31 protein-coding genes and 1 pseudogene are annotated in these 23940 nt (G+C 62.3%); 17 read left to right on the top strand and 15 right to left on the bottom strand.

The features are described 5' to 3' along the window. Positions 1-64: 64 nt before the first annotated feature. Positions 65-868 carry an IclR family transcriptional regulator gene (locus AC0L2R_RS25555; RefSeq protein ID WP_473512227.1) on the top strand — a complete coding sequence of 268 codons (804 nt, stop codon included), beginning with the start codon at positions 65-67 and terminating at the stop codon, positions 866-868. Positions 869-901: 33 nt separating this feature from the next. Here AC0L2R_RS25555 and AC0L2R_RS25550 read toward each other — a convergent pair whose 3' ends face one another. Beyond that, complete coding sequence (locus AC0L2R_RS25550) at positions 902-1105, bottom strand: YdcH family protein (RefSeq protein ID WP_023797035.1); 204 nt, start codon at positions 1103-1105, stop codon at positions 902-904. A 240-nt stretch (positions 1106-1345) separates the two neighbouring features. Between AC0L2R_RS25550 and AC0L2R_RS25545 the strand changes: the two genes are divergently transcribed. From AC0L2R_RS25545 to AC0L2R_RS25525, 5 genes are all read left to right on the top strand, one after another. Beyond that, the gene (locus AC0L2R_RS25545) at positions 1346-1531 is read left to right on the top strand and encodes a YdcH family protein (RefSeq protein ID WP_023797036.1); all 186 of its coding nucleotides are present in this window, start codon (positions 1346-1348) and stop codon (positions 1529-1531) included. A gap of 374 nt (positions 1532-1905) precedes the next feature. Continuing rightward, the gene (ispG, locus tag AC0L2R_RS25540) at positions 1906-3159 is read left to right on the top strand and encodes a flavodoxin-dependent (E)-4-hydroxy-3-methylbut-2-enyl-diphosphate synthase (RefSeq protein ID WP_473512226.1); all 1254 of its coding nucleotides are present in this window, start codon (positions 1906-1908) and stop codon (positions 3157-3159) included. Between the two features lie 4 nt (positions 3160-3163). Beyond that, entirely contained in the window at positions 3164-4018 is an 855-nt protein-coding gene (locus AC0L2R_RS25535) for a lytic transglycosylase domain-containing protein (RefSeq protein WP_473512224.1), read from the top strand. Positions 4019-4108: 90 nt separating this feature from the next. Beyond that, the gene (locus AC0L2R_RS25530; protein ID WP_473512222.1) at positions 4109-4846 is read left to right on the top strand and encodes a class I SAM-dependent methyltransferase; all 738 of its coding nucleotides are present in this window, start codon (positions 4109-4111) and stop codon (positions 4844-4846) included. Positions 4847-5139: 293 nt separating this feature from the next. Then, a complete protein-coding gene (locus AC0L2R_RS25525) occupies positions 5140-6030 on the top strand; it encodes a LysR family transcriptional regulator (protein WP_473512221.1) in 891 nt (296 codons plus the stop codon). A gap of 25 nt (positions 6031-6055) precedes the next feature. Here AC0L2R_RS25525 and AC0L2R_RS25520 read toward each other — a convergent pair whose 3' ends face one another. After that, positions 6056-6973 carry a polyprenyl synthetase family protein gene (locus tag AC0L2R_RS25520; RefSeq protein WP_128170591.1) on the bottom strand — a complete coding sequence of 306 codons (918 nt, stop codon included), beginning with the start codon at positions 6971-6973 and terminating at the stop codon, positions 6056-6058. Between the two features lie 79 nt (positions 6974-7052). Here AC0L2R_RS25520 and AC0L2R_RS25515 point away from each other — a divergent pair, with 79 nt between their 5' ends. The 3 genes from AC0L2R_RS25515 (at position 7053) to AC0L2R_RS25505 (ending at position 8788) form a co-directional block, all read left to right on the top strand. Next, positions 7053-7823, top strand: coding sequence for a biosynthetic peptidoglycan transglycosylase (locus tag AC0L2R_RS25515; RefSeq protein WP_031254079.1), 771 nt, complete (start codon positions 7053-7055; stop codon positions 7821-7823). A 137-nt stretch (positions 7824-7960) separates the two neighbouring features. Then, the gene (gene rpmF, locus AC0L2R_RS25510) at positions 7961-8143 is read left to right on the top strand and encodes a 50S ribosomal protein L32 (RefSeq protein ID WP_006203806.1); all 183 of its coding nucleotides are present in this window, start codon (positions 7961-7963) and stop codon (positions 8141-8143) included. 243 nt (positions 8144-8386) lie between these two features. After that, positions 8387-8788, top strand: a complete 402-nt coding sequence (locus AC0L2R_RS25505) for a hypothetical protein (RefSeq protein WP_473494675.1) — start codon at positions 8387-8389, stop codon at positions 8786-8788. A 120-nt stretch (positions 8789-8908) separates the two neighbouring features. On the opposite strand, the gene AC0L2R_RS25500 is transcribed toward AC0L2R_RS25505, so the two are convergent. Continuing rightward, complete coding sequence (locus AC0L2R_RS25500) at positions 8909-9142, bottom strand: hypothetical protein (RefSeq protein WP_023797044.1); 234 nt, start codon at positions 9140-9142, stop codon at positions 8909-8911. A 79-nt stretch (positions 9143-9221) separates the two neighbouring features. Further along, positions 9222-9749 (bottom strand): winged helix-turn-helix transcriptional regulator, encoded by a 528-nt coding sequence (locus AC0L2R_RS25495; protein ID WP_236368879.1) that lies wholly within the window; start codon positions 9747-9749, stop codon positions 9222-9224. Between the two features lie 100 nt (positions 9750-9849). Between AC0L2R_RS25495 and AC0L2R_RS25490 the strand changes: the two genes are divergently transcribed. Both AC0L2R_RS25490 and AC0L2R_RS25485 read left to right on the top strand, forming a co-directional pair. Further along, positions 9850-10716, top strand: a complete 867-nt coding sequence (locus AC0L2R_RS25490; RefSeq protein ID WP_473512220.1) for an alpha/beta fold hydrolase — start codon at positions 9850-9852, stop codon at positions 10714-10716. A 97-nt stretch (positions 10717-10813) separates the two neighbouring features. Further along, the gene (locus AC0L2R_RS25485) at positions 10814-11422 is read left to right on the top strand and encodes a glutathione S-transferase family protein (RefSeq protein WP_027152974.1); all 609 of its coding nucleotides are present in this window, start codon (positions 10814-10816) and stop codon (positions 11420-11422) included. Positions 11423-11528: 106 nt separating this feature from the next. On the opposite strand, the gene AC0L2R_RS25480 is transcribed toward AC0L2R_RS25485, so the two are convergent. The 3 genes from AC0L2R_RS25480 to AC0L2R_RS25470 all read right to left on the bottom strand — a co-directional run bounded on the left by AC0L2R_RS25480 (position 11529) and on the right by AC0L2R_RS25470 (position 13377). Further along, positions 11529-11816 (bottom strand): ArsR/SmtB family transcription factor, encoded by a 288-nt coding sequence (locus AC0L2R_RS25480; RefSeq protein WP_077380481.1) that lies wholly within the window; start codon positions 11814-11816, stop codon positions 11529-11531. Positions 11817-11847: 31 nt separating this feature from the next. Beyond that, positions 11848-13095, bottom strand: coding sequence for an MFS transporter (locus AC0L2R_RS25475; protein WP_473512284.1), 1248 nt, complete (start codon positions 13093-13095; stop codon positions 11848-11850). 87 nt (positions 13096-13182) lie between these two features. After that, positions 13183-13377: a DUF1192 domain-containing protein gene (locus tag AC0L2R_RS25470; protein ID WP_473512218.1), complete on the bottom strand. Its 195-nt coding sequence runs from the start codon at positions 13375-13377 to the stop codon at positions 13183-13185. 187 nt (positions 13378-13564) lie between these two features. On the opposite strand from AC0L2R_RS25470, the gene AC0L2R_RS25465 reads away from it, so the two are divergent. From AC0L2R_RS25465 to AC0L2R_RS25455, 3 genes are all read left to right on the top strand, one after another. Next, positions 13565-14578: an NAD(P)H-quinone oxidoreductase gene (locus AC0L2R_RS25465; protein ID WP_473512217.1), complete on the top strand. Its 1014-nt coding sequence runs from the start codon at positions 13565-13567 to the stop codon at positions 14576-14578. A gap of 132 nt (positions 14579-14710) precedes the next feature. Further along, positions 14711-14851, top strand: coding sequence for a DUF1127 domain-containing protein (locus tag AC0L2R_RS25460; protein WP_023797054.1), 141 nt, complete (start codon positions 14711-14713; stop codon positions 14849-14851). Positions 14852-15118: 267 nt separating this feature from the next. Continuing rightward, positions 15119-16216: a helix-turn-helix transcriptional regulator gene (locus AC0L2R_RS25455; RefSeq protein WP_473512216.1), complete on the top strand. Its 1098-nt coding sequence runs from the start codon at positions 15119-15121 to the stop codon at positions 16214-16216. 145 nt (positions 16217-16361) lie between these two features. Here AC0L2R_RS25455 and AC0L2R_RS25450 read toward each other — a convergent pair whose 3' ends face one another. Both AC0L2R_RS25450 and AC0L2R_RS25445 read right to left on the bottom strand, forming a co-directional pair. Beyond that, positions 16362-16526: a hypothetical protein gene (locus tag AC0L2R_RS25450; RefSeq protein ID WP_473512215.1), complete on the bottom strand. Its 165-nt coding sequence runs from the start codon at positions 16524-16526 to the stop codon at positions 16362-16364. 32 nt (positions 16527-16558) lie between these two features. Next, positions 16559-16972, bottom strand: coding sequence for a LysE family transporter (locus AC0L2R_RS25445; RefSeq protein ID WP_473512214.1), 414 nt, complete (start codon positions 16970-16972; stop codon positions 16559-16561). Between the two features lie 346 nt (positions 16973-17318). Here AC0L2R_RS25445 and AC0L2R_RS25440 point away from each other — a divergent pair, with 346 nt between their 5' ends. Continuing rightward, positions 17319-18017 carry a DUF1013 domain-containing protein gene (locus AC0L2R_RS25440; protein WP_023797057.1) on the top strand — a complete coding sequence of 233 codons (699 nt, stop codon included), beginning with the start codon at positions 17319-17321 and terminating at the stop codon, positions 18015-18017. A gap of 203 nt (positions 18018-18220) precedes the next feature. On the opposite strand, the gene AC0L2R_RS25435 is transcribed toward AC0L2R_RS25440, so the two are convergent. From AC0L2R_RS25435 to AC0L2R_RS25420, 4 genes are all read right to left on the bottom strand, one after another. Further along, entirely contained in the window at positions 18221-18940 is a 720-nt protein-coding gene (locus AC0L2R_RS25435; protein WP_023797058.1) for a helix-turn-helix transcriptional regulator, read from the bottom strand. Positions 18941-19010: 70 nt separating this feature from the next. Beyond that, on the bottom strand, positions 19011-19421 hold the full coding sequence (locus AC0L2R_RS25430) for a hypothetical protein (protein ID WP_473512212.1): 411 nt from the start codon (positions 19419-19421) through the stop codon (positions 19011-19013). Between the two features lie 101 nt (positions 19422-19522). Next, a complete protein-coding gene (locus AC0L2R_RS25425) occupies positions 19523-20125 on the bottom strand; it encodes a DJ-1/PfpI family protein (RefSeq protein WP_473512211.1) in 603 nt (200 codons plus the stop codon). An 84-nt stretch (positions 20126-20209) separates the two neighbouring features. Continuing rightward, on the bottom strand, positions 20210-20377 hold the full coding sequence (locus tag AC0L2R_RS25420) for a hypothetical protein (RefSeq protein WP_473512210.1): 168 nt from the start codon (positions 20375-20377) through the stop codon (positions 20210-20212). Between the two features lie 257 nt (positions 20378-20634). On the opposite strand from AC0L2R_RS25420, the pseudogene AC0L2R_RS25415 reads away from it, so the two are divergent. Next, positions 20635-21605 (top strand): annotated as a pseudogene (locus AC0L2R_RS25415) (ring-cleaving dioxygenase). A 164-nt stretch (positions 21606-21769) separates the two neighbouring features. After that, positions 21770-21931, top strand: a complete 162-nt coding sequence (locus AC0L2R_RS25410; RefSeq protein ID WP_077380491.1) for a hypothetical protein — start codon at positions 21770-21772, stop codon at positions 21929-21931. Between the two features lie 27 nt (positions 21932-21958). Here the strand turns inward: AC0L2R_RS25410 and AC0L2R_RS25405 are convergent, their stop codons facing one another. Both AC0L2R_RS25405 and AC0L2R_RS25400 read right to left on the bottom strand, forming a co-directional pair. After that, positions 21959-22690, bottom strand: coding sequence for an SGNH/GDSL hydrolase family protein (locus AC0L2R_RS25405; protein WP_473512208.1), 732 nt, complete (start codon positions 22688-22690; stop codon positions 21959-21961). Positions 22691-22822: 132 nt separating this feature from the next. After that, a complete protein-coding gene (locus tag AC0L2R_RS25400) occupies positions 22823-23848 on the bottom strand; it encodes a class I fructose-bisphosphate aldolase (protein WP_473512207.1) in 1026 nt (341 codons plus the stop codon). Positions 23849-23940 lie beyond the last annotated feature (92 nt).

The following is a 23940-nucleotide window of genomic DNA, read 5'->3' as shown; positions in this document are numbered from 1 at the left end:
GATTGTCTCTTACAAAAGACACATGTATCCTGTACGAGACAGATACTAACACCAGGAATCAGCAATGCAAGATGGCAATGGCTTGGCAGTTCGGCCGGACGCTGGTCCGGACGAAGACAGGATTGCGGGCTCCCGCGAGAAGGGTCTCAACCGCGTGCTCCATATCCTGGAGTTTCTCCATGCGAACCAGCGAGCGATCGGGATTGGCGATCTCGCCAAGGGAGTGAATGCGCCGCGCTCGACGATCTACACGCTTGTGCGCTCGCTCGTGGATGCGGGCCTGCTGGAAATGGCCGGCGACGGCAATCGCGTCTATTTCGGGAAGAAGCTTTATCTCTACGGAATGGACTATGTGCGCGGCAACGACCTGCTCAGGAGAGGGCGTCAGGAAGTCGACAATCTTTCGCGCGAGACAGGCGAGACCTCCGAATTGTGCATGCTGCAAAACGGCCGCTACACGATTGTCCATTCAAGCCCAGGCACCAGGCCGTTCCGGATCAGTTCGGCCACGGGTCTGCAGATACCGCTTCCCTGGACCGCTTCCGGGCGGTTGCTTCTCGCCGGTTTCGAACGGGCGGTGATCGAAGACATGGTGTCCGAAGACGATCTCGTCCTGCCGGATGGCCGCAGATTGCTGCTGGACGACTTCATAGAAGATATCGCTACGGCCGGGGCTACCGGTTACTGTGTGACCTCCGGTCTTGTCGACGCCTATACAAAGTGCCTTGCCGCGCCGGTTTTTTCAGCTGCCGGCAAGGTCGAGGCGACGATATGCCTGGTGGTTCCCATCGACACTTCCGAGGAAAAGACCGGCGATCTCATCGCCCTGCTACGCGAACGCGCCGCGAGGCTTTCGATCACGGGATGAGCAGGATTTGTCGCGACCGCAAGTGGGATTCGCTCACGCGATGATGTCGGGGATGATCCGGTCTTCCAGCGCCATCAGCCGGTCTTTCAGGAAGAGCTTTTTCTTCTTCATGCGCTGGATCTGCAGAGGGTCGCAGCCCATGGCGATCATCGCGTTGATCGCCGCGTCGAAATCGGCGTGTTCTTGCTTCAGCCGAGAATATTCGAGGCGGATATCGGCCTGTTCCTGTTCGGACATTATTTACCGTCTGCACGTCTGCGGCGCCCAAAAATGGGCCTGATTGGGCGAGGCCGGAGGTATCTTGCACCGGCGCGCAGCCAATACCACATTTCGTATTGTCGTGGAATGCTACCACGCAGCATTCGACATCGGTGCCCGATAGTGGCACACTGTCATTATGCCGTCACAGAAGCGAAATTGCGGTGGGACGCGCCGTGACGGCTGCAATCGAGGAAACCATGAAAGGGAGAACCAATCATGTCTCTTGCATCCCATCTTGATGAGCTGCAGCGGAAACACGGCGACATCGAACGCGAAATCGATGATGCGATGAACCATCCATCGGTCGACGACCTCGAAATCGTGAATCTCAAGCGGCGCAAGCTGGCGCTCAAGGACGAGATTGAGAAATTGAAGGCGAAACCGAAACCCACCACGCACTGACGCTCATCTACGGCGCTGCGCGTCCTTTGGATGCGCAAAGGGCGCGTCGTGCTTCTGATTTTGGCGCATGATCCTTTCCGAAAATCCTTTCGGCTTCGGGGCCATGCGGGGACAGTGCGCGTTTTGCCCGACCATCTTCTCCGGTGGCAACCAATGCCGCCGGAGCGTTTTTCTGTTTGTCCGGCGGTTCGATTTGACAGGTTTGCCTGCCTGTCGCCATTGACAAGCCATCTTTGCTCCTCCACCTCATGCCGGGACCTTCTATAGCGCCGCGCCTCCTTTCGGACGCGCAATGGACGCTGTATTTTGATTTTTGCGCGGATTGTTTCCGGAAACCAATTCCGGAATTCGGCGCTAACAAAGGGCAGCCGGCCATGACCGGACATTTTTCTTCACCCTTCCCGCGCCGCACGTCTGTCGGTGTCGACGTCGGCGGCGTGATGGTCGGCGGCGGCGCCCCTGTCGTCGTTCAGTCGATGACCAACACCGACACCGCGGATGTCGACCAGACCGTCGCTCAAGTTGCGGCGCTGCATCGCGCCGGCTCCGAGATCGTGCGCATCACCGTCGACCGCGACGAGAGTGCCGCCGCCGTGCCCGCCATCCGCGAGCGGCTCGAACGGCTCGGCATCAATGTGCCGCTGGTCGGCGATTTCCACTATATCGGCCACAAGCTGCTCGCCGACCACCCGGCTTGCGCCGAGGCGCTGGCCAAATACCGCATCAATCCCGGCAATGTCGGATTCAAGGACAAGAAGGACCGGCAGTTCGCAGCGATCGTCGAGATGGCGATCCGGCACGACAAGCCGGTGCGCATCGGCGTCAATTGGGGGTCGCTCGACCAGGAGCTTTTGACCAGGCTGATGGACGACAACCAGCGCCAGGGCTTTCCGCTGACCGCGCAGGAGGTAACGCGCGAGGCGATCGTGCAGTCGGCGATCCTGTCGGCCGACATGGCCGAGGAGATCGGCCTTGGCCGCGAGAAGATCATCCTGTCGGCCAAGGTCAGCGGCGTGCAGGATCTGATCGCGGTCTACACCGAGCTTGCCACCCGCTCCAACCACGCGCTGCATCTCGGCCTCACCGAGGCCGGCATGGGTTCGAAAGGCATCGTCGCTTCGTCCGCGGCGATGGGCATTCTTCTCCAGCAAGGCATCGGCGACACGATCCGCATCTCGCTGACGCCGGAGCCGAACGGCGACCGCACCCGCGAGGTGCAAGTGTCGCAGGAACTCCTGCAGACCATGGGGTTCCGGCAGTTCGTACCGATCGTCGCCGCCTGCCCCGGCTGCGGCCGCACCACCTCTACGGTGTTCCAGGAACTCGCGCAGAACATCCAGGCGGATCTGCGCAAGAACATGCCGGTGTGGCGTGAAAAATACCCCGGCGTCGAAAACCTCAAAGTCGCGGTGATGGGCTGCATCGTCAACGGTCCGGGTGAATCCAAACATGCCGATATCGGCATTTCGCTGCCCGGCACCGGCGAGACGCCGACGGCGCCGGTGTTCGTCGACGGCAGGAAGGCGGCGACGCTGCGCGGGCCTTCGATCGCCGCCGACTTCGAGAAAATGGTCGCCGACTATATCGAGCAGCGGTTTGGGCAACCTGGCAAGGCTGCGGCGGAGTAGGTCGATGCGGCGCTTCCCCTGGGTGACGCCGATTTTACTTGGTGGGCTGGGCTGGGCGACAGCCGTCCACGCCGATCCGCCGCGCCCTGCCAAGCAGCGGCTGCTCGACCGGGTTTGCAACCTGATCGAGGCGCATGCCGATCAAAACGGCCTGCCCAAGGATTTCTTTGCCCGGCTGATCTGGAAGGAAAGCCGCTTCGATCCCAATGCGGTCAGTCCGGTCGGTGCCGAAGGCATAGCCCAGTTCATGCCGGGCACCGCCAAGATACGCGGCCTCGCCAATTCCTTCGATATCGAGCAGGCCATCCCGGCCTCGGCAAAATATCTCGCCGAGATGAAAACCGGCTTCGGCAATCTGGGCCTGGCCGCCGCCGCCTACAATGCCGGCGAAAGCCGGGTGTCGCGCTGGCTGAGTTCCGGCGGTTTCCTGCCGATGGAGACCGAAAACTACGTTTTGGACATCATGGGCGAGCCGGCCGACAGGTTCACCGACACCGCCTATACCGGCAGCATCCAGCCGCTCGACAAGAAAGCGAGCTTCGCGGTCGCCTGCCGCAGGCTGCCGGTCATCAAGTCCCAAACCGTGGCCATGGCGTCGATCAACGTCAAGCCGTGGGGCGTGCAGGTGGCCGGCAATTTCCGCCGCGCCGCGGCGCTCAATCAATGGACTGGCGTGAAGCGCCGGTTTCCGGCCTTGCTCAAGGGCCATGATCCGGTGGTCAGCCGGGTGCGCTCGCCGATCGGCAGGCGCGGCATCTATGCTGTCCGGATCGGCGCCGACTCCAAAGCCAAGGCCGACAACATCTGCCGGAAACTGCAAAGCGTCGGCGGTGCATGCATTGTGGTGCGGAATCGGTGATGGGTGCCGACTGATTTTCCCGACAAACCACCGAAGCTGCGCTTTTATTCCACGAATTCTGCTGGTCCACCGCTTCAGCTATAGGCTTACATGACCGACCGTCTCTACAGCGATCCAGATCTCGTCCAGTTCTACGATATCGAGAACGAACGCGGTGTGGATTTCGATTATTGCGTCGGCTTCGCCAAAGATGCCGGCTCGGTTCTCGATCTCGGCTGCGGCACAGGGCAACTGGCTGCCGCGCTCGCCGATCGGCGCAGCGTGACCGGCGTCGATCCAGCGCCGGCGATGCTCGATATCGCGCGCCGCAGAGCCGGCGGGCAGAGGGTCGACTGGGTCGAGGCCGATGCGCGCAATGTCCGGCTCGGACGACGGTTCGATCTGGTGCTGTTGACCGGGCATGCCTTCCAGGTGTTCCTCACGCCAGAAGATCGACAGGCGGTGCTTGCCACGATCGCCGCTCATCTGGCGCCCGATGGACGCTTCATCTTCGACACGCGAAATCCAGTCGCGCAGGAATGGCTCGAGTGGACGCCGGATCGGTCGCAACGGGAGCTCAGTCATCCCGAATTGGGCACGGTAAGAGCGTGGAACGATTTCCGCCACGATTCCGCTACCGGTGTCGTCACTTACTCGACCCATTACGAAATACCCGGCAGCGGACGCGTGCTCAGCGCCGAATCGAAAATCGCCTTCCCGACAAAGGAAAGCCTTGCGCAGATGCTGGATCGGGCCGGGCTGGTCGTCGAAGAATGGCTCGGCAACTGGCGTGGCGAGCCATACGCTCCAACATCGCCAGAAATCATTCCGATCGGCCGGCTGCGCTAGCCCGGACGTTGCTTCGCCTTGAGCGTTTTCCCGTTCCTTGACGTGACCGATTGAGCGTACGGATAAGCCAAAGACACCACCGCCCAATTGCGGCGCTGCGCTGACGACGTGCCCACCGATGCACGTCGTGAGCATCTCGCAGGTTTATGTGTTCTGAACTCATGGCACCTCCTCGCCAGCATTTTGCATGCTGAAGAGGAAAACATATTATGGTTCGCATCTGCTGATAATCGGTGATAGTTTCCGTTCATCTGTGACGAATTGGAATAGATATCATCGACCGGCAAGAGACGATGGGTGTGTACCTGGCAGTTGTCGAGGAAGGCGACTTCTCGGCAGCGGCACGCCGGCTGCGGATGACACCTTCGGCCGTCAGCAAAATCATCGGTCGGCTTGAGTCCCGCCTTGGCGTGCGCTTGCTGCAGCGCTCGACGCGGCGCATCAGCTTGACGGCGGAAGGCAGCACCTATGCCGAAAGCGCTCGCCGCATCCTGAACGACATCAAAGAGGCTGAAATCGCGGTTCAACCCGGAGCAGAACCGCGCGGCCGGCTGCGCGTCAGTCTTCCGAGCGCCTTCGGCCATCGCTTGATCGTGCCGATGTTGCCGGCCTTCATCGATCGCTACCCGGCCGTCGAGCTCGAGCTGATGTTCACAGATGCGATTGTCGACCTGTTGGCTGAGGAAACCGACGTCGCCGTGCGCGTTGCCGCACACAGCGATTCGAGGCTGGTGGTGCGGCGGCTGGCGCCGAATCGCCGTGTCATTTGCGCATCACCTCGATATCTCGAAAGACATGGCATGCCGACAACGCCAGACGACCTTCAAGGTCATGTCTGTCTTGGCGTCACAGCACGCGGTGGTCTCAATATCTGGGAGTTCGATGGCCCGGACGGTCTGCAAAGCATGCGTATCCGCAGCCCGATAGAGGCCAACAGCACCGAAGCGCTACGCCGGCTTGCGCTCGCCGGTATAGGCATAATCCGCATGTCGGAGATATTGGTCGGGCCGGATATCAAGGCAGGCAGACTGACCGCGCTGCTCACCGGATACAATCATCCTGACGGAGCGCCAATCTGCGCGGTCTATCCGCCTGGCCGAATTCTGTCGCGGCGCGTGCGCGTGTTCGTGGATTTCCTGGCCGAACAGTTCGCCAACCCTCCTTGGCTACACGGCGCGCCATAGGACGGGAGTACAGCTTGGAACAGCGTCAGCTGTTGCGGGCCGCCACGAATTCCGCTGCCTGCTTCAGAAGCACGGCGTCTTCGCCATAGGGACAAAGCAAGGCGTGGGCCTGGTCGACGAGGCCTTGAAGCTGGTCCCGCGCCCAGTTGGCGCCGTGCAGCGCCACCAGCGTCGCCTTGCCGGCGGCTGCGTCCTTGCCGGTCGCCTTGCCCATCTGGCGCGCATCCGCCGTCAGATCGAGCAGGTCGTCGGCAAGTTGAAAGGCAAGCCCGATCGCCGAGCCGAATTCCGCCAGTCTTTCACGGTCGGCCGCCGGCGCGCCGGCAACAATTGCGCCCGCCTCGCAGGCGAAGCGGATCAACGCGCCGGTCTTCATCGCCTGAAGCCGGATGATGCCGGCTTCCTCCGGCCGGTTACGCTCGGCTTCGAGATCGAGCATCTGGCCGCCGACCATGCCGCCGGCTCCGGCGGCGCGGGCCAGCGCTAGCACCAGCGCCGCCCGCCGTTCGGCCGGCAGCATTGTCGCTTCGTCGGCAATGATGTCGAAGGCGAGCGCCAGCAAGGCGTCGCCGGCGAGGATGGCGGTCGCCTCGTCGAAGGCCTTGTGAACGGTCGGCTGGCCTCGGCGCAGATCGTCGTCGTCCATGGCCGGCAGATCGTCATGGATCAGCGAATAGCAATGCACGCATTCGAGCGCCGCCGCCACGCGCAGCGCCGCCTCGCCGTCGGCGGAAAACAGCGCGGCGCTTTCCATGACCAGGAAAGGGCGCAGGCGCTTGCCGCCATTCAGCACGCCGTGGCGCATCGCCTCCATCAGACGCTGCGGCCGCGCGATCTCGCCTGAAAGCGGGCGGTCGTCGAGCAGCCGCCTGAGCAGCGCCTCGATCGGCCCTGTGCGTGCGAGAAGCGCTGCCTCGAACGGTATTTGATCGTCTTTCGCCATGCCGGGGACGGGTAGCCGACACTCAGACGTTGCGCAAGAAGCCAAGCGCCATTATGCCGGGGGCAGGGAGCAGCATGGATTGAGCGGCTTGGCGGAACCGATCGTCGATCACGAAACCGAAGGGCTGGACATGGTGAGGCCGAAACGCGGCAATCGCATCGGTCTCAAACGCTGGCCTCGGCACTGGGTCCGGCGCGGTATCACCATCGCCGTGGTGCTGGCGCTGATGCCGCTGGTGTTGACCTTTCTGTACCTGCCGCCGTTCGTGCATCCGGTATCGACACTGATGCTGAAGGATCTGGCGACGTTTTCCGGCTATGACCGGCGCTGGGTCTCGATCGACGATGTGGCGCCGGCGTTGGCGCATTCGGTCATCATGTCGGAGGACGGGCAGTTCTGTTTCCATCGCGGCATCGACCTTGGCGAGTTGAGGGGCGTCGTCGACGACGCGCTGGCCGGCGAGATGACGCGCGGCGCCTCGACCATCACCATGCAGAGCGTCAAGAACCTCTATCTGTGGTCGCGGCCGCTGGGCTCGGTGCGGAAAGTCGTCGAGCTGCCGCTGGCTGTCTATGTCGACATGGTGATGTCGAAACGGCGCATCATGGAGATCTATCTCAATATCGCCGAATGGGGGCCGGGCATCTATGGCATCGAGGCCGCCGCCCAGCATCATTTCGGGGTTTCGGCAAAACGATTGTCGCGTCGCCAGGCGGCGCTGCTTGCCGTCACCCTGCCGAACCCGATCGCCCGCAACCCGGCGAAGCCCGGGCCGGGGCTGAGACGGCTGGCCTCGCTGATCGAGCGGCGCGCCGGTCGGTCCGGCGCCTATGTCGGCTGTCTGCGATAGCTTAAAAAAATTCGCGACGGCGCTGGCCAAAACGGCGCAGGGCGTGTATAGGCACCCGACTTTCTCAGATTCCGGCCCTGACGCGGCCCTTTCACGAGGGCAGCCGGGGCATTTTGACCATGTAGTGGAGCATATCCATGGCCGTACCGAAACGAAAAACCTCCCCGTCGAAGCGCGGCATGCGCCGCTCGGCCGATGCGCTGAAGGCCCCGACCTATGTCGAGGACAAGAATTCTGGCGAGATGCGCCGCCCGCACCATATCGACCTGAAGACCGGCATGTATCGCGGTCGCCAGGTTCTGGAGCCGAAGGAAAGCTGAGAACGCTTTCGACGGTTTGGGACTATCGAAGGACCGGCCATCGCGCCGGTCTTTCTGCGTTTTGCGCAGATGATCGCCCCTCGAATTGTTGTCAAATATGCCAGCAGCCATGCCTATGGCAGCCGTACCGGCTGGTACTGTTATTTCGCACGGTCTTTGTCCGTGTACACGGTCGCATGCGAAAATTCTTGACGGCGAACGCCGAGCGCATACTAGAGAAGGCTGTCCAACCGGAGCCTTCTGATGTTCGGTGCCATCCCGCTGCTGATCGTACCCTTCGTCCTCTATAATCTTGGGCTTCTGGGAATATTCGGCGGCGGCGACGATCCCTGGGCAATCCAAATTTTCTCGATCCGCATGATGTCGGGCGGAGTGTTCTCGATGACGCTCGGCGATCTGATCGTGCTGATCGGGCTGCTTCTCTTCTTCGTCGAAATCTTGAAATCGACGCGCACGACGAGCGCCTCGATCATGGACCACCTGTTGTCGACCTTCGTCTTCGTGGCGTTCCTGGTCGAGTTCCTGCTGGTGAAGGGCGCGGCGCACTCGGTTTTCTTCATTTTGATGGTCATCGCACTGGTCGATGTCCTGGCCGGCTTCTCAGTATCGATGCGAGCAGCCAGCCGCGACATAACCATGAGCTGATGCATGTCGCGCAAAGCATGCCTCGGGCTTGAACGAGGGTGCGCAGCGGTTTTGCTGTAACGACATGCATAAAGGCGGTGAAGCAGCCGCCTCGTGCCGACGGCAGGACACGCCGGACCGCTATTTTTTCTTGGCGCGTGTCGGCTTCTTCACCGGAGCAGCCGGCGCATTGGCGAGGTCTTCCGCTTCCTTGGCAAGGCGGAGCGCCCTCAGCTTGTTGGTCTTTATCTGGCGGGCATCGCTCTCGGCGACATATTCCGCCATCGCCTTCTGACGAACCGTGGCTGCCTCTTCCTGCTTCTTGAAACGCAAATCGGCCCGCGCGCGGGCAGTATCCTTAGAGTTCTCAACCAAGGGCTTTTCCAATCCCGTAAATTATAGTTTTCAATGGCTTTAATAGCAGAGCCGCCCTGCGATGGGGGAAATAAGTTGGTCAGGCGCCGGCATCGCACCCGGCGCCCGGCGCCTTTCGGGCGACAACCGCCTCGTATCCGGCCTGCAACGTCGCACGCACGGTGGCATCCGGCGGCGTGTCGGAAGGCGTGCCCAGATGTTCGTGGCGCAGTTCGTCCATGAACTTTTCCCACATCGGCGGGCCGCCCTTTTCCAGAAGCTCGGCGCGGATCGAGAGCTCCTCGCTGACCGGCAGCCAGACGCGACCCCAGGCGCCGAGATGCGCCAGGATCGGCACCAGCGTTATCGCCATTTCGGTCAGGCTGTAGATCGCCTTCTGCTTGTGGGTGGGATCGTCAGCCCTGGTCAGCATGCCGAGTTCCATCAGTCGCTTCAGCCGATCGGCGAGGATGTTGGAAGCGATGCGTTCCAATGACCCGTTGAGCAGGTCGCGAAAGTGGCGTTTGCCGCCGAAAATCATGTCGCGGAGGATGATCAGGCTCCACCGGTCGCCGAACACTTCAAGCGACAGGTTGATCGGGCACCCAGAACGATGATCGATGCTCATGCGAATCTCCGACAGAAACTGGTTGCATTATCATATCAGTTTTATTATCGTGCAACTGATTGCGAAATGCAATCGGTTTTGCAGAGAGGAGACGGCGACTATGACCAAGGCAGCGGAACCCGAAATCGTGTCGCAGACGTTTGGCGATCCCGCGCATCCGCCGATGCTGCTGATTATGGGCGCGATGGCATCGATGCTCTGGTGGCCTGAGGCGTTCTGCCGGAAACTGGCCGGCAACGGCCTGTTCGTGATCCGCTATGACAATCGCGATACCGGCCGTTCGACCAAATATGCGCCGGGCGAACCGCCTTACACTTTCGACGACATGGTGGACGACGCCATTCGCGTCCTCGACAGTCATGGTATCGCGAAAGCGCATGTCGTCGGCATGTCGATGGGCGGCATGATCGCACAGCTCGTGGCGCTGAAATATCCGTCGCGGATCATCTCGCTAACGGCGATCAGCACTTCGCCAATCGGGATCGACACGTCGCATCTGCCAGGGACGAGCGAAGCCTATATGAAGCATTCGGCCGAAGGCGCCAAGGTCGACTGGTCGGACCGAACCCAGGTGGTCGACTACATCGTCAAGGACGCGCACGCGATCGCCGGCACCGCGCATCCATTCGACGGGAAGCGGACGAGGGCCTTCGTCGAACAGGACTACGACCGGTCCGGCGGTTTTCTAAGCGCGACCAATCATTTCATGCTTGAGAGCGGTGAAGATCGGGGCGGCGAGGATCGGGGCAGCGAGGATTGCAAGGGTCGCCTGCGCGACTTGAAGGTTCCGCTCCTCGTCATCCACGGCACCGCGGATCCGATCTTTCCGGTCGAGCATGGCGCCGCTCTGGCCGAAGCAGTTGCCGGCGCCAGGCTTGTCCGCATTGAAGGCGGCGGCCACGAACTCCATCCCGACGATTGGGCCGCGATCGTTGATGCCATCGTCGCCCATAGCCAAGCCAGGTAAGCGCGGAGCCGGACCTTGACACACCATACAACCTGCGGGTGGAATGCGCGCGAGCGCCCCAGCCTGAGCCAAAGACCAGCAGAATCGGGAGGATATAATGAAACTCTACTGCGGCATCGGTCCGAATTCCTACCGCGTCCGCATCTTCATGGCTGAGAAAGGCATCGACGTTCCGCGGGTTGATGTCGATCTGACAAAAGGCGAGCACAAAACCCCGCAATTCCTTGAGCTCAACTCACTCGGCCAGATTCCCGTGCTCGTGCTCGATGACGGGACGGTGATCACCGAAAGCATCGCCATCTGCCGCTATCTGGAGGCGCTTCATCCAACGCCGGCACTGTTCGGCTCGGACGCGGTCAGCCAAGGCAAGGTCGAGATGTGGAACCGCCGCGCCGAGATCGAGATCTTCGGAACGATCGGCAGCATTGCGCTGCATTCCGATCCCATGTTTGCGGAGCGGCTTGTGCAGTTCCCGGCTTTCGCCGAAACCCAGCGCGAAGCCGTTCCGGCAAAGTGGGCGTGGCTTGACCGCGAGATCGCCGATGGCCGCCCGTTCATCGCGGGCGACCAGTACTCCGTCGCCGACATCACCGCCGCCGTCGCAGCGTGGCTTGGCGCCTTCTTCGGAGCCGACATCCCGGACTCGCTCGTCAATGTCCATCATTGGCTCGACCGCGTTCAGAAACGTCCAAGCTGGAACGCTTAGGCCGGTGTCTGACATTGTTTCAATGAGATGTGCGGCTCAGCGCCAGCACCTGGATCCAGAGGAGCTTCGCCATGCCTGTCTACTGGCAAAGATGCGACGGCGCAGCTCAGCTTCCGGGCGAGCCAAGCTGCTCGGCTTCCCAGAACTGGTCGAGCCAGATGTTGAGCTTCAGGAAGCCGGCACTGCTGACCGTATAGACGCGCCTTGTCCCTTCCGGCTTGGCGTTGACCAGCCCGGCGTCGAGCAGCACTTTCAGATGCTGCGAAACCGCCGGGCGCGAGACCGGCAACCCGGCGGCCAGTTCGTTGACGGTCTTCGGGCCGCGCCGAAGCTCTTCCAAGAGATGGCGCCGGTTGGGATCGGCAATCGCCATGAAGGCGTCGGAAAACATCATGCCTTATTTGTGAGGCAAAGTTTTCCAAATCTCAACCGTTGGTTTCAGGCTTTCTGCGCGGATCGAGCCGCAAGGCTTCCGGCGTGATCGAGCGCTCAGCCGGTTGCGTCTTGAAGGCGTCGCGGTCCTCGATTGGCACCGGTGCGCGCCGGCTGATGCGCAGCAGCGTATAGCCTGCCAGGCAAAGATGCGCGAGGGCCGTTGCAAGGAACAGGCTTTCCGGACGCATCCAGCCCATCAGGCCGGCGGCCAGCAGCGGCCCGATCATCGTGCCGAAACCATAGAGCAGCAGCAGGCCGCCGGACACTTTGACAAAATCCTCCGCCCGGGCGTGGTCGTTGGCATGGGCCACGGCGATCGAATAAAGCGTGTAGGCAAAGGCCCCGTAGGCGGCGGTGCAGACGATGACGAAGACGCCGGAGCGCGGCTCCAACAGGAACAGCGCGATGGCGAACAGCGCCGCGCCGAAGGCCAGGCCCGCCAACACAAAGCGGCGGTCAGTCTTGTCGGAGAGACGCCCGGCCGGAAGTTGCATGGCGGCGCCGGCGACGACCACCAGGCTCATCATCAGCGCGATCTCCGCCGTGGAAATGCCGATGCGGGCGCCATAGACGGCGCCAAGCGTGCCCCAGGCGCCGTTGGCGACGCCGATCAGAACGCAGGCGATCGCCGACACCGGCGAATTGACATAGAGCCCCTTGACGTCGAGCGAGACGTCCTGCAGCGGCTTGGGATGCGAAGCCGTCGACACTGCGGTCGGAATGAGCGACAGGCAGAACAGGATACCGGTGATCATGAACAGCGAGGCCGACTTCACATCACCGCCGGCAACGATCATCTGGCCGCCCATGATCGAGGCATAGGTGACCATCATGTAAAGCCCGAAGACGGCGCCGCGGTTCTCGTTGGTGGACTTCTCGTTCAGCCAGCTTTCGATGACCATGAAGGCGCCGGCCATGGTAAAACCGGTGAAGGCGCGCAGCAGGATCCAGACATATTCGTCGATGATCAGCCCGGTGAGCAGTGCGACGATGGCGCCGGATGCCGCAAAGGCGCCAAACGCGCGTACGTGACCGGCGCGGCGCACCAGGCGCGGCGCAAAGAAGCAGCCGGTGACGAAGCCGCCGGCCCAGGCGGTGCCCATCAGGCCGAGCGACGCGGTCGAGAAACCTTCCAACTGGCCGCGCAGCGGCAACAGCAGCCCGTGCAGCCCGGTCGCCGCCAGTAGGAAAGCGGTGCCGCGAAGCAGCGAGAGGATCGGTCGGTAGCTTGCAAACATCATTTAGCTGATCCGGCTGGAATCTAGGGAGGATCTGAAGACAGCCGCATTCGAGCTTTTCGGCGGCGGGCGATTCGGCTCTGGAAACTATTCGCGGCGAAACAGCGCCTCGGCCGCTGATTTGGTGGTGCCCTTGGTCTTGAGCTCGGCTTCGAGGCGGGCGATCTCGTCGCGCAAGATGCCGATCCGCTCGGACAGTTCATCGACGGAAAGCAGCGACAGATCCTGCCCGATCTCATGCGAGCGCGCTTTCTTTTTGGGTTCGTCGTCGAAGATCGCCATCGTCGCTCCTCGCTCATGCGCAAAAATTAAATTGCTGCCTTGCGCGTCCAATCGAACGCCCGGCGCTGCAGTGGCCATTTGCCTGATTTGGCAATGAGCATACATAGGGCAGGGGCATGGATGCAAACAGTCGGCAATAAAACCGGCAAGTCGGCAAGAAACTGGCGAAGCGAGACGGGAAAAATTCATGGCGAGCGGACAGGACAAGATTCCGGCGAAGATGACGGCCATCGCGATCTCGGAACCCGGCGGACCGCGGGTTCTGAAACCGGAAACGCGCGACGTGCCCGTGCCCGGACCTGGCGAAATCCTGATCCGGGTGCGCGCCGCCGGTATCAACCGGCCGGATGTGCAACAACGCAAGGGCGTCTACCCGCCGCCGCCTGGTGCGTCGGACCTGCCGGGCCTCGAAGCATCAGGCGAAGTTGCCGCTCTTGGCGACGAGATATCGCGCTGGCGCGTCGGCGACCGGGTCTGCGCGCTGACGCCCGGCGGCGGCTATGCCGAATACGTCAAGGTGCATGCCGGCAGCGTGCTGCCGCTGCCCGCCGGCTTTACCCACACCGAAGCGGCGGCGGTACCGGAAAACTACTTCACCGTCTGGCATAATGTCTTCGAACGCGGCGCCCTGAAGAGCGGCGAGACGCTGCTCGTGCATGGCGGCTCGTCCGGGATCGGCACCACGGCGATCCAGCTCGCCTCGGCCTTCGGCGCCCATGTCATTACCACTGCCGGCAGCCAGGAGAAGTGTGATGCCTGTCTGAAGCTCGGCGCCGACCGGGCGATCAACTACCGCGAGGAGGACTTCGTCGCGGCGGTCAAGGACGCGACCGGCGGCAAGGGCGCCAACGTCATCCTCGACATGGTCGCCGGCGACTATGTGGCGCGAAACTACGAGGCCGCGGCGGTGGAAGGTCGCATCATCCAGATCGCCACGCAGAGCGGGGCGGTGGCAAGCGCCGACTTCTCGAAGATGATGGCCAAGCGGCTTACCCACACCGGCTCGATGCTGCGGCCGCGCACCGTCGAATTCAAGGCGGCGATCGCCGCAACGCTGGAGGCGCAGGTGTGGCCGCTGCTCGGCACCCGCAAGGTAGCACCGGTCATGGACATGATCTTTCCGCTCAGGGAAGCGTGGCGGGCGCATGAGCGGATGGAGGACGGCGACCACATCGGCAAGATCGTGCTCGATGTCGGCTGACGGTCGGCGAGCAAGCTGAACAAAACCTTAATTGCGCAATGCAACAAACGCATTGCCGCCATGCAAAAGCGTCTGTTCAACTTTTCATCAGCGGTGCCTATTTGAGCGGCATCGAAACGATGGAGGACTACCATGAACCCGATCCGTGCTTTCCGTAACTGGCGCATGTACAATGAAACCGTGCGCGAACTGAACCGCCTGAACGCCCGCGAGCTCAACGACCTCGGCATCAACCGTGGTGACATCGAGAGGATCGCCCGCAAGACGCTTTGATCCGCCAAGCAAGAGCCGAGGCAGGCGGATTTCCCGCCGCCGGTTCCGAGCCCGCTGGACCAGTCCGGCGGGTTTTGTCGTTTTGAAGTCCGAGGCAACAGCAGCGGCTGCTATGATGGCCACTATCCAGATCCGAATACAACTCGACCGCAATCTGCGGTTGACTCCAGTTTCAGCGTGGGCATTTTGATCGCGCGGGACTAGGTCAGAGGGTGGGAGCGCTGATCCGGGCCAGTAGCGTGCTGACTCTGAAACAGGCTTGGGCCTATGTTCGACGATCTGACGGACAAGATCTACGAGGCGGCTTTCGTGCCGGAGCTTTGGGGGGAGACGCTCGAATCTGCCGGCAGTATTTCTGGTTCGGCCACTGGCGCCATCTTCCTGTTCAGCGCCGATTCTCCGGTCCGCGGCAGATTGAGTGACGTTTCTTCGGGCAACGCCGTCCGATCCTTGTTTGACGAATTTGTCGCTAGCGACGCCTGGAAATTCTCTGACGCCACCCAGCGTATGTGCAGCATGCAGCCGGCGAGCTTCGTTCAGGTCGAAGATTTCCTGACAGACGAAGAGGTCGAAAACGATCCTGTGCGGGTAAAACTGAGAGCGGCCGGTATCGGCGCGCACGTTTGTTCGGCAGTTGCGATGCCGAGCGGCGAACTCGTCACTTTCGTCTTTCAACGGTGGATGAAGGATGGCACCTACGATCGGGCGTCGGTCGATCGGCTGGACCAGCTTCGCCCGCATTTCGCGCGGGCCGGCATGGTCTCGGCGCGATTGGGGTTGGAACAGGCCAGGGCGACCGTCTCGGCACTCGAGACCATCGGGCTGCCGGCCGCGGTCATGGCTGCATCGGGACGCGTGCTGACGGCCAACAGCCTGCTGGAAGAAATGACCGAGATGTTTCTGCCAACCGCCTATGGCGGCATGGCGATCGCCAATGCCTCCGCCAATGCGCTTTTCCAGCAAGCCATTCGCGAGAACCGCAACGATTTCGCGGTCCGATCCATTCCTGTTGCCGCGAACGAAAGCCGGCCGGCTGTGGTCATCCATCTTTTGCCGCTGCGCCGCGCCGCTCATGACATTTTCACCGGCGCGGACATCCTGGTTGCTGCAACGGAAGTAAGGGCCAGTGCCGTCGTGCCTTCACCAACCCTCCTCGCGGGCTTGTTCGACCTGACGCCCTCCGAGGCACGTCTGGCCGCCGCGCTTTCGCAGGGACGACCCTTGAAAGATGCGGCATCCGACTTGAAGATCACCGTGAAGACCGGCCGGACCTATCTCGAACGGATTTTCGCCAAGACCGGGACAAGCCAGCAAAGCCAACTCGTCGCCTTGCTCAAGAGCACAGAACCGCTCAATTGCAGATGACGATCGGCCTAAAGCGCGTCGCGTTCGACCGGCCTCATGCGACGCGCTTAAGGTTGTTGTTTTTATGCATGTCGTTATCGCAAAACCGCTGCACACTTTTGCGCGACATGCATTAAATCGGTGGAAAGGCCGTCTATTTGTCGCTTCAATGGCTAAGCGCGGCAAAACCAATCGCTATCAAGGCGCCTCCCAGCACGATATCCATGTGCTTGCGGAAACGGTTGTAGAATTTGCGCATGGCTGGCTGGGAAATAGCCAGGCCGACAAGGCCAAACCAGGCGATTGCAATGGCAAAAACCAGCGCTGCCACGGATATCTGGATTGGCCCGCGCGTATTCAAGCTCAGCGCAGAGGATGCAAAAAACAATGCGGTGGCCGGATTTGCCGCCGCCGTGACAGCCGGAAGTACCGAACGATGGGAAGCGGCTTCGGCTCGTCGGCGCCGATCGTGATCGACAGCGCCCGCCGCATCGAATTCCAGCCGATGAAGACCAGCATTGCGCCGTAAAGGCTGGCGGCTATCTGGTGCGCAATGCCCCCCGGCGGCAGCGCGGCGGCGCCCGTCGCGACGACCATCGCCAGCGAACTCGCGCCCAAGGCAATGCCGGCGGCTGCCGAAAGCGCTGTAGTACGCGAAGCGGTTAGCCCGGCCTGCGCGACGACAGCAAAATTGGCGCCCGGCAGCATTGCCAGAAGCGCATAGGAAATGGCGAACGGAAACAACCCCGCCGCGACAGCGTGCCCGGTTTCCAACATCGATCAGCCCACATCGGCGGCGGCTTGCTCTCCCAAAGAAGGTCGCCGCTACCGAAGCGAAATGTGGATGAAACATGTTCCCACTAACAGTCGGCAAATGCCGACAGAAGGACGTTTTGTTGCCCGGGCTAGCGGCCGCGGCCGCTGAGCGGCTCACCGAAGGCGCGATAATGAAGCCGACAAGGCTGCCTTGACAGGTTCGATATCTCCCGCCATCTCGCGACCACCTTCCAAAAACGTTGCGGAACGGCAACGGAGCGGCTATATAAACCGCGATTTTCCCATTTTGGTGGCTCTAAAACCACCGCCCGCGCGGGAACGCGGGCGAACGAGAAGGATATTTGCAATGGCCAATACGCTGCTGATGCCCAAGGCGACCGCCGTCTGGCTGGTCGACAACACCGCGCTGTCCTTCGAGCAGATCGCGCAGTTCTGCGGACTGCATCCGCTCGAGGTCAAGGCGATCGCCGACGGCGAATCGGCGCAAGGCATCAAGGGCATGGACCCGATCATGACCGGCCAGCTGAGCCGCGACGAGATCGCACGCGCCGAGAAGGATCCGAACCATCGGCTGAAGCTGTCAGACCCCAAGGTGCGGGTGCCGGAATCCAAGCGCAAGGGTCCGCGCTACACGCCGCTGTCGAAGCGCCAGGACCGGCCCAACGCCATCCTCTGGCTGGTGCGCAACCATCCCGAGTTGAAGGACGCGCAGATCGCGCGCCTCGTCGGCACCACCAAGTCGACGATCGACCAGATCCGCGACAGAAAGCACTGGAACTCAGCCAACCTGCAGCCGATGGATCCGGTGACGCTGGGGCTCGCCTCGCAGATCGACCTCGACATGGAAGTCAACCGCGCCTCGCGTGGCCGCGAACAGGCACAGCCGGCCGGCGACACGCTGCTGCCGGCGGCATTGACCGAGCGCCTCGTGCCGGCGCCGGAGAAGCCAAGGGACGAGGATGCGGAACTCGACGCCAACGCCGTCTTCGCCAAGCTCTCGGCGCTGAAGTCGAAGGACGAGGACAAGGACGACGAGGAGGGCTGAGGCGCCTCTTCCTTCTCCCCTTGTGGGAGAAGGTGGATCGGCGCGCAGCGCTGAGACGGAAGAGGGGTGTTGGAAGAAATGAGGCGTCGGCGTTCCCTGGAACAGCCCTCATCCGGCCGCGGAGCCTGTCCTCGGGCTTGCCGGAGGCAAGACCCGTGGGCGGCCACCTTCTCCCACAAGGGGAGAAGGAAAGGGCGCCGCGCCTAGGTTCGCGCGGCCCGGTCCGGCGCCATGCCGTAGTCCTCGCTGCGTTCCACCGCACGGTAAAAATCGGCGAGCTGCTTGCCGCGCTCCGGCTTGAAGACGCGGCCGGCTATGACCACTGAAGCAATGCGGTCGATGCGGAAAGCGCGAAAATCGTCGCGCATCTCGCACCAGGCGACCAGAGTCCACACCTTGCCCCAGAACCACAGGCCCAATGGCCTGATGTCGCGCACGGTGCTGCGGCCTGCTTCGTCGGAGTAGTCGATCGTCAGCACCTGGCGTTTTTCCACCGCGCGCTCGATCAGGTCGATTGCTTCGCGGGCGGCGTCGCTCACCACCCACATCGGCGTGTGGATCTCGGTGCGGGCGATGCGGTCCTTTTCGGCATCGGGCAGCACGGCGCCGATCTTGACCAGCGCCTCGTCGGCGGCCCGCGCCATGGCAGCGCCGCCAAATGCTCGCACCATGCGGGCGCCGGCGACCAGAGCGACGATCTCGTCACGCGTGAACATCAGCGGCGGAAGGTCGAAACCCTCCCTCATCATGTAGCCGACGCCGGCCTCGCCGTCGATCGGCACGCCCGTCGACTGCAGGTCGGCGATGTCGCGGTAGATGGTTCGCTCGGAAACCTCGAGCCACGTGCCCAGCTTCTGGGCGGTGACCAGACGGCCACCGCGCAGATGCTGCACGATCTGAAAGAGCCTGTCGGCGCGGCGCATCGTACGGTCCCTCGATGTTGTTTTTAGCCTGTCGTTGTCCCGAAACCGGTTCCAACTTTCGGGCGATGCATTATGGCTCAAGCCCTTCGCGCTTGCGCTGCGCGGCGACGAATGCCGCGCCGAAGGACAACTTCCCTGTTGTCGGCGTCTTTGCATCCAGCACCCGCCAGAACGGTGTGATGTCGCTCAGCGTCATGCCACGTTCCAGATCCTCGTTCGCGGCCTCGGCGATAGTGCGCAGATGATAGCCGATGGTGACCGGACATGTCACTTCGGCGCCATGCTCAATGGCGAGCGCGGCGCGCAACGCGCGGATATCCATGGCCACGCCCTCTGGAATAGAGCGAATGAAATCATCGACCTGCTGAGCCGTCGGCACCAGCATCGGCTGGCCCTCGACGACGTCGCCAACAGTCCGCGGCGTCGGCTTGATACCGTTGATGCCCGGCGTGTTCAGCCTGTCGTTCCAGCTCTTTACCATGCGTCACCTAGACGAAGAGCCCGAAGCTGTTGCAGGGATGAAGGCCATGTCTGTCTCCTGGTACTTTCGAAGTATTGCACGCCGCTCCTGACACCATACTGTCAGGAGGCTTCAGGATATTCCCCTTCTGCATACTCCTTGGCGAACAGCGTGCGCATCTCAGCGAGATCGCTGCTTCTCTGGGGATAGAGCGTCTTCAAATAGGCAAGAGCGAAGGTGCCGGGAGCCGAACCCGGCGCGGACACGATGCGACCGTCGGCGACGGCATAGGGCACGTCCTGATAGTTCTGGGCGCCCGGATAGCCCGGTTCCTTTTCGTTGATCCAGTCACGACCATTGCTGGTGTGTTTGGCGTTGCCGAACAGGCCGGCACGCGCTAGTGCCAGCGTGCCGGCGCAGATGCCGCCGACCACACCGCCGCGCGCTGCGACGGCTGTCAGCAGTGCGGAGACGTCAGGCGGAGCATCGACCCACTGGTCGGAGCCGATGACCGCGACGGCGTCAAGATCGGTGTTTTCATCAACCGCGGTGGAGCGGTCGGGCGTCAGCATAAATCCGCTGGCCGAAGTCACCGGTTTGCCGTTCGGCGCCAGCGAAACCGCGCGTGCGCCGAACCATTCGACCGCCGAAGCCGCGAGCAGCCCGTATTCCCAGTCGGCGAAGCGATCGATGAAAAGAACGCCGATAGTTTTCTGTTCGGACATTTGCTGCTCCGTCTTTCGGTCCGCCGGACCTGTTTATCTGGGCGCGTGGCGTCCGCATGCAACCGCTGCTGCGAAAAAATCGCCTCAATGGCCGCGGCGGTGGCGGCCTTCATAATTATCCGGCCAACCGATGTCCTTGCGGATGCTCTGCGGCAACCCGTTCATGAAACGCCGGGTGCGGATCTCGTTGCGCATCGTCCGGATCTTGCCGACATAGTGCTGAACGCTACGCAGAATGGTAAAACCGTTCATGGCTGGTCTCCTCTCTTTCGATGGAGACACTATCGCACAGCCCTCCTGACAGCAGTCTGTCAGGAGGCTGAGCGGTCTTTGGTGAGCGTGCCAGGTTTTGCCGGTTCTGATCCGTTTGCCCGAGTGAAGCAGGCTTTCTGGTCGCCGGGATCAAGTCTTTCATCTGCCAACGACGGACCGTCGGAATCCGCAGCAGCGACAGGGCCGGGGTTCTGATATCTAAGGAGAAAAATTTTCCAGAGATCAGGGAGATGACAATGAGCCTGCAACTGACAGGAATTCACCATCTGACCGCAATCACGGCCAATGCACCCGGAAACCTCGTTTCTACACCAGGACCCTGGGCCTGCGACTGGTCAAGAAGACGGTCAATCAGGACGACACGTCGGCCTATCACCTTTTTTACGCCGACGCCGAGGCGACGCCTGGCACCGATCTTACCTTCTTCGATTGGCCGGTCGGACGCGAGCGGCGCGGCACCAACAGCATCGTGCGGACCAGCCTGAGGGTCGCCAGCCCTGAAAGCCTTGTCTGGTGGAAGCAGCACCTGCCCGGCGAGACCCTCGCGACGGAAGAGATCGGCGCGACGGGAGAGATCGGCGATATCGGCGGCTACCCATCGCTGGACTTCGAAGACCCGGAAGGCCAGCGCCTGCGTCTCGTCAGCGATGGCGGCAAGGGCGACAGTCATCCCTGGGCTCGAAGCCCGATCCCCATCGAGCACCAGATACGCGGGCTCGGGCCTGTCGTCGTGAGCGTTCCCGACATCACCAATACTGAAACCCTGCTGACCAGGGTGATGAACATGCGCAAGGCGAGAAACTATGCCTCGCCGGATGGCCAGGGCCAGGTTCACGTCTTCGAGATGGGAGAAGGCGGCCCGGCGGCGGAGATTCATGTCGCTGTGCAGCCGGGCCTTGCGCCGGCACGGCAGGGCGCCGGTGCGGTCCACCACGTCGCATTCAGGGCGCCGGACCAGGAGATTTTGCATCAATGGACGGCGCGGCTGGCCGAATTCCGCCTGCCGTCAAGCGGTGAGGTCGAGCGATACTACTTCCGTTCGCTCTACTTCCGTGAGCCGAACGGCATATTGTTCGAGATTGCCACCGACGGCCCGGGATTTACGGCCGACGAGCCGCTGGAAACGCTGGGCGAAAGGCTAGCCTTGCCACCGTTCCTCGAACCGAAACGGGCTGCGATCGAGGCCGGTCTCAAGCCGCTGGCATAGTGCTCCCGTGAGCGAACGAAAGGAGCACTTTAAGAGCCGACCGTGATGTTGGAGGGCGCGCGTCCTTTGGAGGCGCATAGGATGCTCCAGCAGCATGACTCTACGCATCGTGCTCTTCGAAAATCGATTTCGATTTGCGGGCCGATGCGCTAGTCAAAAGCGGCATGTCGAAACTCCTCGCGCTCGTTATCATTGCCATGATGGTCATCCAGCTGATCAAGCCGCTCGGCTGGCCGGGGCTGAAGCGGCGCAGCGATTTCTGGAAGCTGGCGGTATTGGCGATGGCGGCGATTTCGATAACAGCGGCGCTGGGGCATTGGACGTAGGGCTGGGGACGTAGCGCTGGCGGGCCGCTATGCGAGGCGTGATTCGTTGGCCAGCACCAAATCGACCAGATGCTCCGCCCAGGCCCGGTAGCCGGCTTCCGAGGCATGAAATCCGTCGGAGGCAAAACCGGCTTCGGCATTGGTGATCGGCAGGCGCGACGCCGGCACAGCCCCGCGTTCGAGGCAAAGGCGCTCGCCCATCCGGTTCATCTCGGCGGCGCGGATTTCCAGGATCTTTCCGAGCAGCGGCGGCATTGCCGGTGCGCGGGTGAATTCCAGCACCGGCGACCACACCACGCGCGCCTCCGGCCATTTGGCGCGCAGCGCGTAGAGCAGGCCGCCAAAATCGCGCTTGAAGCGTGGCACCGAGTGAAAGTTCTTGGTGTCGTTGGTGCCGACGGCGAGCACGATATGCGTCCACGGATCGGCCGACAGATTGGGCAGCACATGATCGCGGATCTGGCCTGAGGTCGCCGAGTTGAAGCCGGCTGCCCGCCAGCGCACCGCGCGGCCGGTGCGTTTCGAGATCAGCTCGGCCAGTTGCGCGGCCAGCCCGTATTCGGAATTGCCGATGCCGACCGAGGCGGCGGAAGAATCGCCAAGCATCAGCAGCGAGATCGCCGGCACCTGGCCCGAAATCTCGTGCATGACCGGACCTTGTGCCGGCAGCATGCGGCTGGTGCGACGGCGCACGCCGAGCCCCTGCCAGACATAGACCGGAAAGGCGAGCCAGGTGAGGAGGGCAAGAAAGCGCTGCATCAAAAGCCAGTTAATGGGGGCAAGCGACGTTCGGGCTCAACGCAAGCCGACACCGGCGTCGTTTTTCTGGAGCATTGGAGCAGATGGAACCCGGACACATGGCCCGGGTTCGGACGAAGTTAAAAAGACTGGTCAGGCGGCCTGTTCCAGCTCCGGCTGCCATTTGCCAAGCGCTGCCAGGTGGTTCATGTGGGCGCGGTGGGCGAAGGCTGCCTGGGCAGCGGCGACGTTGGCCGCCTTGCCGCTCCATGCTTTCTGTGGCGCCGCCTGCAAGGCGCGGCCATAGGAGAAGGTCAGCTTCCATGGATGCGGGCCGATGGCGTTGATGGCGTTGAGGTTGGCGGTCGCCTCCTCATCCGATTGCCCACCGGAGAGAAAGGCGATGCCGCCAATCGCTGCCGGCACCGTCTCGCGGAACAGTTTTATGGTCTTTTCGGCGACTTCCTCGGGGCTGCTGGTGCTGCCGGACTTTTTGCCGGCGAGAACCATGTTCGGCTTCAGAATGGTGCCTTCAAGGACGACGCGGGCGGCGTAGAGCTCGGTGTAGAGTTTCGCCAGCGTTGCCTTGCTGATCTCGTAGCAGGTGCCGATGTCGTGGGCGCCGTCCATCAGCACCTCCGGCTCGACGATCGGCACGATGCCGGCCTCCTGACAGAGCGCCGCATAGCGGGCGAGCGCATGGGCGTTCGAGCCGATCGACGTGGCGGAGGGCACGCCCCTGGCGACGTCGATGTCGATCACCGCACGCCATTTGGCGAAACGGGCGCCGAGCTTGTAATAGTCGGCGAGCCGCTCGCGCAGGCCGTCGAGGCCTTCGGTGATGGTGTCGCCGGGGTACCCGGCCAGCGGCTTGGCGCCGGCATCGACCTTGATGCCTGGAATGGCGCCGGTCGCCTTGATGATGTCGACCAGCGGCGTGCCATCGGCGGCTTTCTGGCGAATGGTCTCGTCATAGAGGATGACGCCGGAGATGTATCTGGTCATCGCCTCCCTGGCGCGGAACATCATCTCGCGATAGTCGCGGCGGCTGTCGGCGGTCGATTCGACGCCGATGACGTCGAAGCGCTTCTTGATGGTGCCGGAACTCTCGTCGGCGGCCAAAAGACCCTTGCCGTCGGCCACCATCGCAGCGGCAATGTCCTCGAGTCGTTCGCTCATTGTGCATCCTCCTGAACCGGTTGTTCCAAACAGTGTGAAAATCCGGGCTAGCAGACCACTAGAGCAAAGCAGGTTCAAGTCGAACCATTCCA

Source organism: Mesorhizobium sp. WSM4820, from assembly GCF_055811075.1.
Note: the sequence above shows the minus strand (reverse complement) of the source record. Positions and strands in the feature narration are given on the sequence as shown.